The organism is Candidatus Melainabacteria bacterium, assembly GCA_003963305.1.
Lineage (GTDB): Bacteria > Cyanobacteriota > Vampirovibrionia > Obscuribacterales > Obscuribacteraceae > PALSA-1081.
Window position 1 is genome coordinate 38,160 of the sequence record RXJR01000027.1, and the last position, 17,007, is coordinate 55,166.

Sequence of the window (17,007 nt, forward strand, 5' to 3'; positions counted from 1 at the left end):
AGGTCGTAATGGATCCTTCTGACACAGTTGCAGTCGTTGCCGGTAAATTTACGGCGCGCGCAATTCGTTTCATGGGTGCAGGATTGGGCTCGAACCTGCCCGGCAAGTTAGCAAGGCGTTTTGCTCCCACTGTTTTGACAAAACTCTCACAGCAAGCCAAAAGCGGCGTCATCGCAGTGACCGGCACGAACGGCAAAAGCACCACATCTGGTTTACTCTCGTCAATTTTGCGGGCTGCCGGTCTGGAGCTTGTGCACAATAAGCAAGGTGCAAATCTGGTGGCAGGCATAACCGCCAGTCTGGTTGAGTCTGCCAGCTGGAGCGGCAAGCTCTCTGCCGACTATTGCCTCTTCGAAACAGACGAAGCAGCACTGCCTTTGATCGCCAGGGAAGTAAAGCTCACGCAGGTCGTGGTCACGAATCTATTCAGAGATCAGCTCGATCGCTTCGGAGAACTAGATACCACTGCCAAATTAATAGCCAGAGGAATTCTAGAAAATAAGACTCAGGCAATTCTCAACGCTGATGACCCCAATGTCAGTCAGCTCGTGCCTGAATGCCCGCGCATATTCTTTGGCATCGAGTCAGTGAAAGGACAAACAGAGAAACAGAGCACCATGCCTGATGGCATGGGTCCGCAATCAATGGAACTCTCCTACTGCGCTCAATGCGGTGCGGAGACAAAATACTCACTCGTGTTTTACGGGCAGCTCGGACACTGGAGCTGCACCAGTTGCGACTATAAACGCCCGGTTCCACGAGTGAAAGCCAGTGACGTCGAAGTTGGACCGACCGGCTCCACTTTCACCCTCACAATTGATGAACGGCAAGGCGACGCCGTGGTACCGCTGCCAGGCATGTTCAACGTCTACAATGCTCTCGCCGCCGCGGCAAGCGCCGCTTCGATCGGCGTTACGATCGAGACTATCAGGCAGGGCTTGAAAAACTATCAAACGCTCTTCGGACGCTCAGAACGAGTGGTCATCTCAGGCAAGAACGTCTTGATTCAGTTGATCAAAAATCCGGCTGGTGCCAGTCAAGCAATCAGTGCGGTGGCAGCCGATCCCCAGGCACGAATTTTGATTGCCATCAACGACAATTATGCTGATGGAAGAGACATATCATGGCTCTGGGATGCTGATTTCGAACAACTTGCCGCTCACACGAAAAAACTGATTGTCAGCGGGCAGCGCGCAGAAGACATGGCCGTGAGAATGAAGTATGCAGGAGTTGCCAACGAGAGCATCCATACCGAACCGAAACTTGATAAAGCTCTCGATCAGGCACTAGACATGGTGCAATCAGGAGAGACTTTGTGGATTCTTCCAACCTATACATGTTTGCTTGAGATGCAAAAGATCCTGAAAGCCAGAGGAGTGTCACTGGCGGGCACCTGAACACGGCTCTCACTTCGGTTTAGCTTTCTTATCTTCCGGCTCGCGCATGTAGTCGAGAGCATCGGGCGACGGGGAGGGAACATTCATCCCGTTTGTGCGCAACGAAACAAAGTTAGCCACACGCAGAAAGTTTTTTGGTTTAGCGAAAGTTTGGGGCGGCACGTATGCGCGTTCAATCGACTTGGTGCGGATGTGAGTAAATCTGCCACCATTTTCATTGATGCGCGCGGCACGCAGGGGCAACCCGTAGCCTGGTGGCATCTCGGAAAAGCTCATGAAAATGGCACAGGCGTCAGACAGCCTGGCTGGTACTGGAAAAGCTTTCGTCGCCCAGAACTCGAATGTCTGCCGACCTTTCTTATTTGCCACCTCGTATTTGTTAGCCTTGACACCGCAGATATCGAAATCACCGCCTTTCTTGATCGTATATTTGGCTGCCGTCTCCTTTCGACGTGAAGTATGCATGCTGAATGCTTCCATCGGCAGCTGCAAATAGCGTTTGTTCTTTGGATTGAACAAATACATATCGTAATCAGGTGGCATGATCAGAAGCGTACAATCTTCCGTGTCGATACGAATTGCATCTTTCGTCAAGGTCGTCTCAAGCACTCCCTGCTCGTCGCTTATCTGCAGAAGACGCCACCCATTCACAGGCGGAGCAGCGCAGACAGCACTGCCAGAGAAAAATGTCAGTCCCAAAATTCCTAAAATGCTCAGACGGCGAAGTAGTTTCATTACCCTGCATGTTTTTTGACGCCTGTTTTAATATGCCCAGATAAAGCTCGACTTTCCGGGCATAGTAATCCTACAAATAATGCAACAAAGATGGATGCCAACTTAGAGCCCCAGAAAAATACAAAATCCCAGCGCGTATCATGGCTGGAGAGCTCAGAGACCACAGAGTCGACTGAGTCAGTGGCTTCTAATATCGATCCCTTTCTTGAAGCGGCGCGTGCCACCTCGGAGCGCCTGGAAATTCTCGAGCCGATTGGCAAAGGCGGCATGGCTGTCGTCTATAAAGCCCAACACATGGTGATGAACAAACCAGTGGCAGTCAAACTGCTGCTGCCTCACCTGACCAGCGATCCGACCAGCTTGAAGCGCTTTCAGCAAGAAGCACAGGCGACCGCAACGCTGTCACATGCCAACATCGTGCACATTCACGATTGTGGTTTAAGCAACGGCCAGGCCTTCATCATCATGGATTTTGTCGAAGGCAAAAGTCTGGAGCAAATCGTGCGCGAAGAGCCGCTAACACCGGAGCGAGCCGTCGACATATTCGTGCAAATTTGCGAGGCGCTCAATCATGCCCACGAGCGCAACATTATTCACCGCGACCTCAAGCCAAGCAACGTCATGCTCACGACTGATAAAAACGGGTTCGATGTGGTTAAAGTCGTAGACTTCGGCATCGCCAAGCTTCTGACCAACGACGATGGCATGACGATGAACAATCTCACCCAGACAGGCGATGTCTTCGGCAGCCCGCTCTATATGAGTCCGGAGCAGTGTGCGGGCAAGAAATTGGACAACCGTTCCGACATCTACTCGCTGGGATGCCTGATGTACGAGGCGCTGACGGGATCTGCGCCCATAGTTGGAAAAAATTTCCTGGACACAATGCAAAAGCACCTCACTGATATGCCGGCACCGTTTCCGCCGGAGCTGACCAAAAATCCACTGGCCAAAAAACTGCAAGTAATAATTTTCACCTGCCTGGCTAAAGACCCTGCTCACCGCTATGCCAGCATGAAAGAGATATCGGTCGACTTGAGAAGCGCAGTAGCCAATACCAGCACCAAAGGCGGTGCGTGGAAAGAAAAGGAGAAGTCGCTCGAACAAATCATCAAAAAAACCAACTCGAAAAAAAATAAGTTTCAACAGATCGCCGCTTTCGGCGCTGCCGTGATCTTGATTCCTTGCTCATTCCTGCTCGTTACTGATATCACCACTTCATCTCCTTACGAAAATGTGCCCGTATTTCACATGGTCGATCTCAGTCAACCCAAGCAGAGTCTGACCTACGAGCACGACTTGAAAATTGTCTTGAACGACAAGTCGACTACATTGAGCGCAATGCCGACTCTGATGCAGAGACTACGCACCGGAGACACTCTCGGGCAATTCTATATGTCAAATGGAAAATGGAATGAAGCAATTGCCGAATATGAAAAACTGGCAAAATTAGATGCTGGGCTGTCACGCTCCTGCGATTTCCAGAAGTACCTCGGCATCTGTCAGTTGCACTTGAACAATTTCGAAAGCGCTGCTCAACATATGCAGACATGCCTTGATTATGTTTTCTCATCAGTATATGAGCTGAAAAAACGCGAACACACCAGAGCAAAATTGCAGCAACTCCTGAATGGCATTTATGGTGTGAACGAACAGATTGTGCGCTCTGTTTTGATCTACCTGGCTGTGATCGCGGAGCAGGAGAAGCGCTTCGATGTGGCGCAACAATACCTCGACGATCTTCACACCACAGACGAGAGAATTCTGGCCAATCCACATGCAATTGAGAGTTTCTCGGGAGATATTGTTGCTGAGAGCACCAGGAACTCAGCCTATCGAGCCGATTTGCAACGTCTGAATAAAAATCCGGCGGCGGCAGACGAGCTGCAAAAACTTGCACAAAAACCTGATGACACCACGGTGACAGACTGGAAAGCCAAGCTCGACCTGACCCTCGGGCTTGCCAACATGCAAACAGCTAAGTACAGCGATGCCGCAAAGGCTTTCAAAAATGGGCTCAACGAAAAAATCGAAGAGCCGGAAATTAAAAAAGCTTTGAACCGTGAATATTGTCGAGCCCTGTGGGCGAATGGACAGTTTCTTCAAGCGATTTTCGAAAAGCTAACTCATCTCAATTCTTAAATGAAAAACGAAGCTCAGAGATAAATCTCTGTTCCCGAATTTGCTCATTGAATTTCCTACTTCTTCTTATTTTCTTCGAGCATATAGTCGAGAGCATGCGCGCCTGGTATGGGAACGTTTTCGCCAGAGCTGCTAAGAGCAACGAAATTATCTACCCGGGCAAAACCTTTCGGTTTAGAAAATGTTTCAGGACCAATGTAAGCGCGCTGAAGGGAACGTGTGGTCACGTATGCGAACTTGCTCCCGCTCGGGCTCAGACGAATCGCTGAAAGCGGCAAACCATGTCCTGGAGTCATTTCCGGCACACTGAAAAAAATCATGCAGGCGTCTGCCAATTTTTCCGGCACGTTTAAATTTCTCGTTGCTGAAAATTCGAAACGAGGCTTCAGATTTGGTTTTCTTGTATCGGTGCACAAATAGCGATTGGCCTTTACACCACAGATAGTGACATCAGGCTGTTTGTCGACGCGTATGTGTGGAGTAATCTGATTCGGGTGCGTATGGACTATAAACGCTTCAGATGGCTCTTCGATATACCTCTTGGTTTTCTTGTTGTAAATAAAGAGCGGATATTTCGGAGGCAACAAAAGTATTGTCAAATCTGGGGTATCGAGACGCAAAGACTTGGAGGTCAGCTGCGTCTCCAGCACACCGTATTCATCACTCGTCTGCTTCATTATCCAGCCATTGGAGGGCGGCTCAGCAAGCGACTTCTGGCCCATGCAGACCAACAGAAAAGCTATCATCGCAGATGCAACTAAAAGACTGAGGCGCATATGTTTTTGATCCGGGCAAGGTTTCATGTCACAATTCAGTCTATGCCAAACTTACATTTTACGCCATTTGTAGAAGTCGAAAAACAGGCAATACTCTAGAATAGACTAACGTACCAGCCGCCATCGTCAGTTCTTTCGAGCAATACATGGAAAATGACCTAGAGTCTACGCGCAAAGAACAAGCACAAGATGCAGGCGAAATTGCCTGGCTCGATGATTCTTCAGACGGTTTGCCACCGCTGAAAGACCCATTCTGGGCAACTTTGAGTTCCATCTCCGATCGCCTGCAAGTTCTCGGACGCATCGGCAAAGGCGGCATGAGCGTCGTTTACAAAGCACAGCATCTGGCAATGAAGAAGCTGGTTGCTGTGAAATTGCTGTTACCCCACCTGACCAGTGACGCACGCAGCCTGAAGCGCTTTCAGCTGGAAGCCCAGGCCACTGCCAATCTAAATCATCCCAACATAGTCCGAATTTATGACTGTGGAATGAGCCAGGACCAGGCTTTCATCATCATGGACTTTGTCGAAGGAGAAAGCCTGGAGCAGCTCCTCGATCGTGAAAGTAAGTTAACACCGGTGCGGGCGATGGGCATCTTCGCCGAGCTTTGTGAAGGAATGAATCACGCCCATGAAAGCGGCATCATTCACCGGGACCTTAAACCAAGCAATGTCATGCTCACTGTCGATTCAGACGGAATCGAGCACGTAAAAATTGTAGACTTCGGTATAGCAAAGCTATTGGTTGACGACGAAGATGGCAGCACCAGGCATAAACTGACACAAACCGGCGATGTTTTCGGCAGCCCGCTCTATATGAGCCCTGAGCAGAGTGTCGGTGGAAAAATCGACAAGCGTTCGGACATATATTCGATCGGATGCTTGATGTACGAAGTCTTAGCAGGACGACCACCAATCGTCGGCAAAAACTTCCTCGATACCATGCAAAGGCACTCGACCGACGTACCAAAGCCATTTGCTGAAAAATCCGATGCGAAACTGATGACGCGCCTGCAGACGATCGTCTTTACCTGCATGGCTAAAGACCCTGCCGATCGCTATCAAGACATGAAGGCAATACTGAAAGACTTGCATGCAGCAGCTTCCGGAAAAGAAAGCACCGCCATCGGTGCATGGAGTAATAAAGAAAAGTCCTTAGCGAAAATCATCAAGAAAGAAAGCAAGACAAGCCGCATCATCAAAACTGTTGCTCTTTCTGCCGCTGGTCTTTTCCTGGCACTTTCCGGATTTGCTCTTGCCGAAGAGATCAAACGTATAGACAGTCCTTCCAGTTATCAGAGCCAGAACGCTCCTCTTTTCAAACTCGTATCATTGCCCAAACCCACGCTTTTCGATAATTACGAAACACAGAAACAAAACATAGTCCTGGCTATAGACCGCACCGAAGCTGCAGACGACGTTCAACAGGAGGAGGGTCTCGAGACTGCCGCACGCATGTACTTCGCTTACGGTAAGTGGCAGGAAGCAAAACGCCAGTATATGAAACTGCTCAAACTCCCAGTCGGGCTTGAGAAACAAGGTGATTATCACCTCGGTATTGGTTTGTGCTGCCTGGGAGAGAACAAACTTGCCGCAGCAAAAGATGAGTTTAAGACCAGCATCGACTACTACCTGAAACTACAAGACGGCTACCAGAGAGGCGACGAGCATCCAAACATTCCCACTCTTCTTAGTGGCATCTACGGTATCAAGGCACGACAACCGATCAGTTACCTGGCACTGACTGAAGAACTCATGGGCAATCTTTCCCAGGCAGCCGCCAACGCAAAAGTACTGGTCATTTCAGGACGTTCAGACGACGATAGTGAGCGCCCCGCTGAATTCGCCTACATAGCCGACCTGAATCGGCGCATGCAAAAGTACGGCACAGCTGTGGTTACGTTCGAGAATCTAAAAGCCAGTGAAAGTGTTGTTCCCGAAAGAGACTACCGGACGAAACTGTGCTTCGCTATTGGGCTTTGCCTCCTGGCTTCGAATGAACCAGCCAGAGCGGCGACTGTGCTGAACGAAGGACTTCAATTAGGGGCAACAGACAAAGACCTTCTGGTGGCGATGGATCATGAGTATCACCGGGCCCTGTGGGAAAGCGGCTATAAGTTCAAAGCCTTCTTCGAACCCCACCGGCTGAAAGTCGTCAAAGCAGAGCACTGAAAAGCTGAATGCCTTGGCAACCGAAGTAGTTTAAACCTCGGATTGTGGCATATTGATATTGGTGGATCATACAGTGCCCTCAAAAGGTCCATACGCTTCATAGTGCAATAGGGTTCTATGCTCGGTCCTAACGAAAAAGAAAAGCGCTCGCGCACAGACTCGCTGTTTGGAAACGTCGACCCATTGCTGGGTAAGACGATGGGCGGACGCTGGGAAGTGCAGGAGTTTCTGGGCGAAGGCAGTATGAGCGTTGTTTACAAGGCTCAGGACCTGGAAACCAACGAGCCGGTGGTTCTCAAGATTCTTCACCACCACCTGGTAGCCAATGCCAAAAGCCTGAAACGCTTTGAGCAGCGAGCCAAAGCGACAATCGACCTGAAACATGACCGCATTGCCAGAGTCATGGACATACACCTCTCTCCCGACGGTCAGGTCTTTCTGGTTGTCGAGCCCCTGAAGGGCGAGAGTTTAGAAGACCTCCTGGCAAAAACCGGACATTTATCAGTCGATCACGCCGTCGAGATTTTTTCTCAGTCTTGCGAAGCTCTCGAATATGCGCACGGCGAAGATGTACTGCATCGAGATATAAAACCAAGCAACATCGTCTTGCTGGAATCAAATGCCATTACCGACGAAGTGAAATTAGTCGACTTCGGCATCGCGCGCCTGTTGACGGAAGAAGGCGATGACATCAAATCTAGTGGCTATATAACAAGAACCAGGGAAGTCTTCGGCAGCCCCATGTATATGAGCCCAGAGCAGTGCATGGGCAAGAAACTCGACGCCCGTTCCGACATTTACTCAATCGGTTGCGTCATGTACGAAACGCTTACAGGCAAACCTCCTTTTGTGGGCAAGAACGTTCTCGAAACTGCCTATAAACACATGAATGAAGCCCCCAAGCCGATGGTCACAGACACCACCTCGGGACGATCTCTGGCCCGCCTGGAATCAGTAATCTTCAAATGCCTGGCCAAAGATCCAAACGAGCGCTATCAACTCGTTTCCCAGTTGTATCAAGATTTGCAGATGTTGCTCAAAGCCAACGATACGACCTGGGTCAACAATGCTTATGCCCTTAAGAAAATTGCCAAAGCCAAGAAACGCGAAAGCCGCAAGTTCGTGATGAGCTTCGAAGTTGGTGTCTTCAGCGGTGCAGCGCTTTTACTTTTCGCTGTCGTATCGATCTGGTCGTTCATGTTCCTGGGTGCGGATTCACAAGATTATCCAGCCTTCAAAAACGACAAACTATTCGTTGTACAAGAGCGCCGTCAGCCGCCTGAAGTGCCAGACTTCGGCAGTCAGGAAGAAGCATATAAAATGGATGCTGATTCCGCCAAAAAAGAAAAAGGCGAGAAAAGCAAAGACTACCTCAACGCCACCTGGCACCTTTATGAGTTGTACAGACGTGCTGGTCACTGGAATGAAGCAGCCGAAGAGTTAGGCAAATTTATCGAACTGGCTCCGTCTACCGACCCGTCCATCTCTATTCCAGCCATGTACGCCAAGCAGTCACTTTGCTATTTCCAGCAGAATGAACTTGATAAAGCCTTCAAGATTGCTATGCAGTCCATTGAAGAATTTGATAAACAGGGAAATACGAAAGACAGTCACTTAAATCTTGTCTACACAATAGTCGGCGACTACTATTCACAAAAGAACCAACTGTCTGAAGCTGTCGGCATTTACGACAAGGCTTACCAACTGGCCGATCAGCGAAAGTTGGTGGCACCTATGGACTATGTACAAGCTTGTGTTCTGCTAGGCGATATTTACAGACGTCAAAACAAACTGCAAGAAGCCGATCGCCTCTACAAACTGGCGATGGATACATCATCTAATTACATAAACGATCAGAAGCTTTCGACGACACTATTTCTCGCCAAGGCAAAATACGGATATGGACTGGTTCTTTACGCCGAAGGGAAATACAAAGATGCTGAAGCATCATTTCGGGAAGCGCTGCAGAGCTGTAAAACCATACCCGCTCCCCTCGGTGGCGAGAAGAGCGGGCTGTATGGAGCTTGTCGCAGGATGATCGTCGAATGTTTGTGGAAAACAAACCCATTCGCGGCCATATCTGCTCGTTTCGGTAGCGACCCCACCAAGTAGATTACCTACCGCATGGAGCGCCCGCATCCTGCGGGCACCGCACCCTCACGCACGAATCCGCCCCCCTCATGGAGCGCCCGCATCCTGCGGGCACCGTCTGCTATTGCGGATTCGCAGGTGACTTCTTGTTGTTCAAGTCAGCAAGCGCGTCCTGAGCAATCTTAGACTTAGGATTGATTTCCAGAGCCTTTTCGTATTGCGTTTTGGCATCGCCTGTTTGACCCTGTTTTGCAAGGAAAGCAGCATACTGAACGCGTGCAGTCACGTCACGAGGAGTAATCTGCAGTGTCTCTTCGAATGCAGCTTTAGCGCCTTTGGTATCACCATTAAGCGATAGTGCCTCTGCCAAACGGCGATGAGCAGGTCCAAATTTTGGATCTAACTTGATCGCTTTGCGCTGAGTTTCAATTGCGCCCGGCAGATCGCCTTTCTTCTGCATCATCCAACCCAAGCCGCTGAGAGCATTTGGATGCTTGGGAGCAATCTTCAAGGCACTCTTGAAAGCAGCCATGGCGTTGTCTGTTTCGCCTGAATCAGCGTAAATGTTGCCGAGATTGATGTAAGACTCCGGCACATCTTTATTGATTTCGATTGCTGCTTTTTCTTCCTTGATAGCGTTCTGGAAGTCATTCTTCTGCGCGAGCAAAACACCGAGATTGAGATGAGGTGTCGGATCTTTCGGATTCAATTCAGCTGCCTTTTTGTAAGCAGCAATCGCTTCATCAACCTGACCGACGTGAGTGAGGGCAAAACCAAGATCAAGGTGAGCTCTGAAACTAGTCGGTTTCAGTGCGGTAGCCTCACGGAACTCTTTCAGCGCCAGGTCGATTTTGCTCTGATTTGCATAAATCTGACCGAGCACTACGTGCGGCAAGAAGTACTTAGGATCGAGTTTAATCGCTTGCTGTTCTTCCAAAATAGCCGTCTCGTAGTCTTCGTTTGCTGCAAGGGCGGCACCCAATCTCTGGTGGGCTTTTGCATTGTTTGGTTCGAGTCGAATCGCTTCTCTAAATTCGGCGATTGCTTCTTTTACTTTGCCGCGACCATAAAGCGATTCTGCTTTCCGCATCTGAGCGCTCTCAGGTGGTGCTTCATCGGCAAGAGCCGCTAAAGGAGCACTGAAAGCTGTGGCAGCGAACATGACTGCAAGCGCACTGTTCAATGCCAATTTGTTTTTGTCCTTACTCAATTGAAAACGCCTCCGTTAGCATTTATTTTTTAGTCGAGCACAAGAGTGTTGTAGCCCATGGCTTAGTCGCCCCCCGGCTAGTAGGCTGCTTGTACTGCTGGTGAACCCTTGACGATTGCGACACCTGCTGAAGTTCCCAGACGTGTCGCACCGGCATCAATCAATGCCTTTGCTTTTTCCACGTCGCGAATACCGGCGCTGGCTTTAATGCCCAGATTGGCTGAACCGAGCGTCTCTTTGATCAACTTAATATCTTCGACAGTGGCGCCCTTACCATCTTTGACGAAACCAGTCGAAGTTTTCACCATCGCTGCACCGCCTGTGATGCAGGCCTTGGTAGCAGCCACTTTCTCTTCGTCTGTAAGCAAGTCACATTCGATGATCACTTTGACGGGATGGTCTTTTGCAACTTTGACGATTGCTTTGATTTCATCGGCAACAAACGAATGCTCACCATCTTTGAGTGCGCCTATATTTATGACCATATCGATTTCTTCTGCGCCCTCAGAAATAGCTCTCTGAGTCTCTGCAATTTTCACATCAGTGAGATTGGCTCCAAGAGGAAAACCGACTACAGTCGCGACTGCAACATTACTCGCAGACAGCTCTTTGACTGCCTGGCGAACGTGCACAGGATTGACGCAGACAGCAAAAAACTTATTTTCTTTGGCTTCCTCACACAACTTGGTGATGTCCGCCTTACGAGCATTTGGATTCAACAAGGTGTGATCGATGTATTTAGCGAATTCTGAACTCACGACAAATTCTCCCGAACAAGCAAGTGTGCATTATAGCTGCTTGACGGGGTTCTTGTGGTGATCGAGCTATCACTCAGGACGAAAAACCGACAGTACGACGGCGACTCGACGTTTCCCAGAAAGCGATATTACGGTGATATTCCTGCAACGCCTGCACGCTCAACGGCCCCTGCTGCAATGCCGCAATCCCGGCGGCCGTGGCACGTGCGCCCGACAGCGTAGTGACGACAGGAATGTTGTAATCAACAGCGGCTCGGCGAATCAACTGGTCATCTTCACGGGCAGTTCTACCCGAGGGAATGTTAATGACTAATTGAATTTCACCATTCTTGATGCGGTCGACCAGGTTGGGTCTTCCCTCTGAAACCTTGTTGACGGTAGTGACTGGAATACCGCCCGTCTTAATGGCAGAGGAAGTACCTCTGGTCGCGACAATCTCGAGACCAAGCTGGTAAAGACTCTGAGCCACCTGAACGACCTCTTGCTTGTGAATATCAGAGACACTGATAAAGCACTTGCCCTTGGTCGGTAAGACCTGCCCGGCAGCAATCTGAGCCTTAGCAAAAGCCAGACCGAACTGCTTAGCTACCCCCATGACTTCGCCTGTGGAGCGCATCTCCGGTCCGAGCGAAATCTGAGAGCCGGGAAATCTCTTAAACGGAATAACGACAGATTTGACCGACACATGAGGAGGCAGAAGCCTTGGCGCAATACCCAGTTCAGACAAGGTCTTGCCGGTCATGACGGCCGCCGCCAACTTCGCCCATGGCACACCTGTCGCTTTGGAGACGAACGGGCAGGTGCGGCTGGCGCGCGGGTTGACTTCGAGGATGTAGAGGTCGTCACCCTGCAGAGCAAACTGAATGTTCATCAAACCGATCACTTTCAATTCTCTGGCCAGATCGTTTGTGGCCCGGCGAATCTCTTCAATAATTTTGAGCGGAATGGTCTGCGTCGGCAACACGCAAGTGCTGTCGCCCGAGTGAATTCCGGCTTCTTCGACGTGTTCCATGATGCCGGCAATGATGCAAGCTCTTCCGTCTGAGATGGCGTCAACGTCAATTTCAGTGGCATTTTCAAGGAACTGATCGATTAAAACAGACAGGTTCGGATTGCTGCCGTATCCCGTCTTCAACCAGCGGTCGAGCTCTTCCTGGTTATAGATAATCTCCATGGCACGACCGCCCAACACGTAACTCGGGCGCACCAGAACCGGATATCCAATCTTTGTGGCAATAGCCACGGCTTCTTGCGGATTAGAGGCAACAGAGCCAGGCGGTTGACGCAATCCCAACTTGTCGATCAAGACACCGAATCGAGCGCGATCTTCGGCGATGTCGATTGACTCAGGCGAGGTTCCCAAAATTTTGAAACCACGCGCTTCCAGTCCCTTAGCCAATTTAAGCGGTGTCTGCCCGCCCATTTGAACGATTATTCCTTCGGGCTTCTCGACCATGGCGATATTGGTCACATCTTCAAGAGTGAGCGGCTCGAAATACAATCGATCAGAGACGTCGTAATCAGTCGATACCGTCTCTGGATTGGAATTGACCATCACAGCCTCATAACCCAGCTCACGCAGAGCGATGCTGCTGTGCACGCAACAATAATCAAACTCGATACCCTGACCGATACGATTCGGTCCGCCCCCGAGAATCATAATTCGTGGTTTCGTCGACGGTGGCACTTCACTCTCTTCGTCGTAAGTCGAATAGAGATACGGCGTGCTTGCTTCAAACTCGGCGGCGCAAGTATCAATCATCTTATAAACCGGCACCACTCCAAGCTTCTTACGATGCTCGAAGACAGCAGTTTCATCAACACCTGGTATCAAACCGGCCAACTGTGCATCTGAAAATCCAGCTTGCTTGAGACGAACAAGATAGTCTTTGTCCAGGTCATCAAGACACTTTACCTTCTCTGAAAACCTTTGAGTTTCCTGGAAAATCTCAAGCAGGTTATCGAGGAACCAGGGGTCGATCGTGGTCAACTCAGCCACTTCCTCAATCGAAATTCCCGCCTGCAACGCGCCGAAAATGTCCGTAATGCGATGCTGTGTGGGCACGGAAAGACGACGTCGCCACTCCCAGAAATCAGCTTTTGCCCGCGCCGGCACAGCGTTGAAACCAGACAGACCAAGCTCAAGACCACGCAAAGCTTTCTGCACAGATTCCTGGAAAGTGCGTCCGACAGCCATTACCTCGCCAACAGCTTTCATCTGAGTAGTCAACGTTGTATCTGCACCGCGGAACTTTTCGAAATTGAAGCGAGGAATCTTTGTAATTACATAGTCCATCGTCGGCTCGAAAGATGCCGGCGTTGTTTTTGTAATATCGTTGGAAATTTCATCCAGAGTCAGTCCAATTGCCAGCTTAGCGGCAATTTTGGCAATCGGATAGCCTGTCGCTTTACTGGCCAGGGCAGATGATCTCGAGACACGTGGATTCATCTCGATAACGATAATGCGACCGGTTTCAGGATGAATGCCAAACTGAATATTGGAGCCGCCTGTGTCCACGCCAATGGCTCTGATGATTTTGACGCTGGCGTCGCGAAGCGCCTGGAACTCACGATCCGAAAGAGTCTGAACCGGAGCGACTGTAATTGAATCGCCCGTGTGAACACCCATCGGGTCAAAGTTTTCGATGCCGCAAATGATTACGACGTTATCGGCGCAATCTCGCATTACTTCCAGTTCGAGTTCTTTCCAACCAAGCACACTTTCTTCCAGAAGGATTTCACTGACTGGACTGGCTGTCAGCCCCTGCCAGGCAATATCTTCAAGCTCTTCATGGTTATACGCGATGCCACCGCCTGCGCCACCAAGGGTAAAAGCAGGACGAATAATTATAGGAAAACCTATTTTCGCAGCAATGTCTTTTACCTCAGACATTTTGTGGGCGATACCGGATTCCGGCACATCAAGCCCGATTTCGAGCATCTTGGCTTTGAATAATTGACGATCTTCAGCCAGTTTGATGGCATCGATCTTCGCCCCAATCAGCTCCACCTTGTATTCATCAAGAACACCGCTTTCTGCTAACTCAACCGCCACATTAAGCGCTGTTTGACCGCCCATCGTCGGCAAAAGCGCATGCGGGCGCTCCTTGATGATCACCTCTTTGGCGACCTCGGCAGTGACCGGTTCTATATATGTTCGATCGGCGACCTCGGGGTCGGTCATGATCGTAGCCGGGTTGGAGTTGATTAAAACGACCTCGTAACCCTCGTCTCGCAGAGCTTTGCAAGCTTGACTGCCGGAATAATCAAATTCACAGGCCTGGCCGATAGTGATTGGTCCCGCGCCCAGCACGAGAATCTTTTGAATGTCGGTGCGTTTAGCCACTTTCTTCTTCTTATATATATGAATAAATCCCGGGATTGATTATAAGCGCATGTCAGCCTCGGATTCTCGCTCCATGACACGCTTTGGCATTAGCTTTACACAAACTATCTGATCAGCGTTCTCCAAATATGCGTGGCTGGTCGGATCCGGTCGTAGTTTCCTTAAACTTAGTCGGATAACGTTTTAAAGGGGCCGCTTGATTGGAATGATGTCAGGGGAGGTCTGGGAATTCCTCCTGATAAATAGTCAGCCGATGCGCCGGCCTGTGGCGCTTTGGAGGGGATCATGCGTCGAGTTTCTAAATTCGCTCTTGCGTTTTTCTCTTGCCTGTCAGTTTTAGGCACACCAGCACAAGCAGAAGTAGTCCGCGAAGACACTGCTGAATCGCTATTGAATCGAAAAACACCCGTTTACGTTTGGCAAGACACCAACCAGAAACCACGAGCTGTAGCCATTGCCATACATGGTCTGGTGATGCACGGCGGTGTCTACAATGCACTGGCCAACAAGCTCGCCTCAGAAGGAATGATCGTCATGGCGCCCGACCTGCGTGGCTTTGGCCGCTGGCAAAGCAAACATAGCAAGGACGCCCAACTCGACTACGACAAAAGCTTGCAAGACATTGATGAACTGGTGAAGGCAGCCAGCGCTCGCTATCCGGATCTACCCCTCTATTGCATCGGTGAGAGCATGGGAGCCGGGCTGGCCATGCACACCGCCATTAACAATCCTCAGATAGTCGACGGACTGGTGCTTTCCGCGCCTGCGCTCAAACCTCGCATTTACATGGGTCCCTTAATCTCAGAGACCCTCAAGCCGCAGAAGCAAGTCAAACTTGAACCATACATCAGAAAGTGGGCTTCTGAAGATCCGCGCATTGTCGAAGAGAGCCTTGCCGATCCGCTCGTAACCAAAAGGCTAACGGCATGGCAGATTATGAAAAGTATTCACTACATGAGACCTAACCTGGGTTACGCAAAAAAACTGCCATCCAACATTCCTTTTCTAGTTATGCAGGGCGACCAGGACCGAATACTCAAGTCTAATGCAGTCGTGAAGCTCATTTCGAATGCCAAAACGAAAGATCAAACAGTGCGTTGGTTCAATAACCGCGGACACTTGCTGCTGGAGACCGCTTTCATACCGCCTGACACGATCAATACGGTAAATAATTGGCTTCAGACTCATATCGAAGAGGCTTCGCAATCTCAACCCACGACAATTGTTTCACTTAATGCAGAAAGTCAGCTCGCTGACATACAGGCGAACAAAACAAACTAACTGACAGACAAGTCGCTTCTATCTGCCGCTTCTATCTGCCGCTTCTATCTGCCGCTTCTATCTGCCGCTTTTATCTGCGATCCAGAATGCGAGCCAGTTCGGCCCATGTTGCCGAAGAGGAAGCTGGAGACAGTGTTGGGGACGGGCTTCTGTACACTTCAGTTCGGGCATTTTGCACATAGTAGTTTTGCATGCTGTAGGAGCCGTATCCAGGTGGCGGCGAATACAAACTGGACGGCATCTCGCTGCGCAAGCTCAGACCTGAGGTCCAGCCTGTGTTCGTTGCAACGTGCATCCTCTGGGTGGTACTGAGAAGTCTCTGCAAATCTTCGACGGGAGTAGCGTCGCCTTTGGTACCATTAGTGGTGCCAACATCCATTACTCCTACGACCTGAAAACGGGAATTGAACATGGGTCCGCCCGATATTCCCTGGTCTGCATTGATGCCGCTCTCAAGCGAAATGCGGTTGGGGTCCTCGCCAGGCATCAAACCGCCTCGCAAATTTCCGACGATATCACCGAACCGTTTGTATCCCTGAAATCCCCCTGGAGCCCAGCTAAAACCACCGACAGACATATACATTTTCTGGTCGCCGGCTGGAAAGCCCATGGCGATAGTGGCAGCACCCTGTTCCATCTGACTCGACGGTGCCAGATTGACGGGCTGGAAGCGCTGACCGTAGGCGTCGGTAAGTTTCAACAGAGCAAGATCGGTGCGCTGATCGACAGCATCGATACTGGCGTGATAGGTCGTATTTCCCAACCGCACCCGAATATCACTGGCACCTTTGACGACATGATAATCGGTCGCGATCTCGCCGTCGGTCGTTACGACAAAACCCGAACCGACGCTGCCGGTAGGTGTTCCGTTATAGTCAGTGCCCTTTACGGCTTCAATGCGAGCCACACTTTTGCTCGCTTGCTGGTACTGAGCCACCAGGTTCATCTGGCTTGGATAGGCTGTGGCGTCGTTAGGATTGTATTGTTCGCCGACGCGCAAAGTTGGTATGCGCGTATACCCGTCGCCCTGGGGCGAGTATGGAGCTGACGAGTAACTTTCAAAAGGCATCGAGATATGAAATAAGGGCGCTTTCGCATAC

Annotated in this window: 11 protein-coding genes; 5 read left to right on the forward strand and 6 right to left on the reverse strand. The window is 50.2% G+C overall.

The genetic code is table 11. The features are described from left to right. Positions 1-8 precede the first annotated feature (8 nt). Positions 9-1,397, forward strand: coding sequence for a DUF1727 domain-containing protein (locus EKK48_24815; protein ID RTL36956.1), 1,389 nt, complete (start codon positions 9-11; stop codon positions 1,395-1,397). Positions 1,398-1,406: 9 nt separating this feature from the next. On the opposite strand, the gene EKK48_24820 is transcribed toward EKK48_24815, so the two are convergent. Next, positions 1,407-2,132, reverse strand: a complete 726-nt coding sequence (locus tag EKK48_24820; GenBank protein RTL36957.1) for a hypothetical protein — start codon at positions 2,130-2,132, stop codon at positions 1,407-1,409. A 90-nt stretch (positions 2,133-2,222) separates the two neighbouring features. Here EKK48_24820 and EKK48_24825 point away from each other — a divergent pair, with 90 nt between their 5' ends. Next, the gene (locus EKK48_24825) at positions 2,223-4,274 is read left to right on the forward strand and encodes a serine/threonine protein kinase (protein ID RTL36958.1); all 2,052 of its coding nucleotides are present in this window, start codon (positions 2,223-2,225) and stop codon (positions 4,272-4,274) included. A gap of 56 nt (positions 4,275-4,330) precedes the next feature. Here EKK48_24825 and EKK48_24830 read toward each other — a convergent pair whose 3' ends face one another. Then, the gene (locus EKK48_24830; GenBank protein ID RTL36959.1) at positions 4,331-4,996 is read right to left on the reverse strand and encodes a hypothetical protein; all 666 of its coding nucleotides are present in this window, start codon (positions 4,994-4,996) and stop codon (positions 4,331-4,333) included. A 200-nt stretch (positions 4,997-5,196) separates the two neighbouring features. Here EKK48_24830 and EKK48_24835 point away from each other — a divergent pair, with 200 nt between their 5' ends. Together EKK48_24835 and EKK48_24840 are read left to right on the forward strand one after the other, a co-directional pair. Continuing rightward, on the forward strand, positions 5,197-7,221 hold the full coding sequence (locus tag EKK48_24835; protein ID RTL36960.1) for a serine/threonine protein kinase: 2,025 nt from the start codon (positions 5,197-5,199) through the stop codon (positions 7,219-7,221). 117 nt (positions 7,222-7,338) lie between these two features. Next, positions 7,339-9,333 carry a tetratricopeptide repeat protein gene (locus EKK48_24840; protein ID RTL36961.1) on the forward strand — a complete coding sequence of 665 codons (1,995 nt, stop codon included), beginning with the start codon at positions 7,339-7,341 and terminating at the stop codon, positions 9,331-9,333. Positions 9,334-9,433: 100 nt separating this feature from the next. On the opposite strand, the gene EKK48_24845 is transcribed toward EKK48_24840, so the two are convergent. The 3 genes from EKK48_24845 to EKK48_24855 all read right to left on the reverse strand — a co-directional run bounded on the left by EKK48_24845 (position 9,434) and on the right by EKK48_24855 (position 14,626). Continuing rightward, positions 9,434-10,522, reverse strand: a complete 1,089-nt coding sequence (locus tag EKK48_24845) for a tetratricopeptide repeat protein (protein ID RTL36962.1) — start codon at positions 10,520-10,522, stop codon at positions 9,434-9,436. Positions 10,523-10,599: 77 nt separating this feature from the next. Continuing rightward, a complete protein-coding gene (deoC, locus tag EKK48_24850; GenBank protein ID RTL36963.1) occupies positions 10,600-11,280 on the reverse strand; it encodes a deoxyribose-phosphate aldolase in 681 nt (226 codons plus the stop codon). A gap of 73 nt (positions 11,281-11,353) precedes the next feature. Continuing rightward, a complete protein-coding gene (locus tag EKK48_24855; protein ID RTL36964.1) occupies positions 11,354-14,626 on the reverse strand; it encodes a carbamoyl-phosphate synthase large subunit in 3,273 nt (1,090 codons plus the stop codon). Between the two features lie 285 nt (positions 14,627-14,911). Between EKK48_24855 and EKK48_24860 the strand changes: the two genes are divergently transcribed. Beyond that, complete coding sequence (locus EKK48_24860) at positions 14,912-15,907, forward strand: alpha/beta fold hydrolase (GenBank protein RTL36965.1); 996 nt, start codon at positions 14,912-14,914, stop codon at positions 15,905-15,907. Positions 15,908-15,977: 70 nt separating this feature from the next. Here the strand turns inward: EKK48_24860 and EKK48_24865 are convergent, their stop codons facing one another. Further along, entirely contained in the window at positions 15,978-16,976 is a 999-nt protein-coding gene (locus EKK48_24865; protein ID RTL36966.1) for a serine protease, read from the reverse strand. Positions 16,977-17,007: the final 31 nt, after the last annotated feature.

What these genes read in the sequence shown, in the direction of transcription:
- EKK48_24815 (RTL36956.1), top strand. Translation starts at nt 9, where the DNA reads ATGGATCCTTCTGACACAGTTGCAGTCGTTGCCGGTAAATTTACGGCG.
- EKK48_24820 (RTL36957.1), bottom strand. Translation starts at nt 2,132, where the DNA reads ATGAAACTACTTCGCCGTCTGAGCATTTTAGGAATTTTGGGACTGACA.
- EKK48_24825 (RTL36958.1), top strand. Translation starts at nt 2,223, where the DNA reads ATGGATGCCAACTTAGAGCCCCAGAAAAATACAAAATCCCAGCGCGTA.
- EKK48_24830 (RTL36959.1), bottom strand. Translation starts at nt 4,996, where the DNA reads ATGGGCCAGAAGTCGCTTGCTGAGCCGCCCTCCAATGGCTGGATAATG.
- EKK48_24835 (RTL36960.1), top strand. Translation starts at nt 5,197, where the DNA reads ATGGAAAATGACCTAGAGTCTACGCGCAAAGAACAAGCACAAGATGCA.
- EKK48_24840 (RTL36961.1), top strand. Translation starts at nt 7,339, where the DNA reads ATGCTCGGTCCTAACGAAAAAGAAAAGCGCTCGCGCACAGACTCGCTG.
- EKK48_24860 (RTL36965.1), top strand. Translation starts at nt 14,912, where the DNA reads ATGCGTCGAGTTTCTAAATTCGCTCTTGCGTTTTTCTCTTGCCTGTCA.
- EKK48_24865 (RTL36966.1), bottom strand. Translation starts at nt 16,976, where the DNA reads ATGCCTTTTGAAAGTTACTCGTCAGCTCCATACTCGCCCCAGGGCGAC.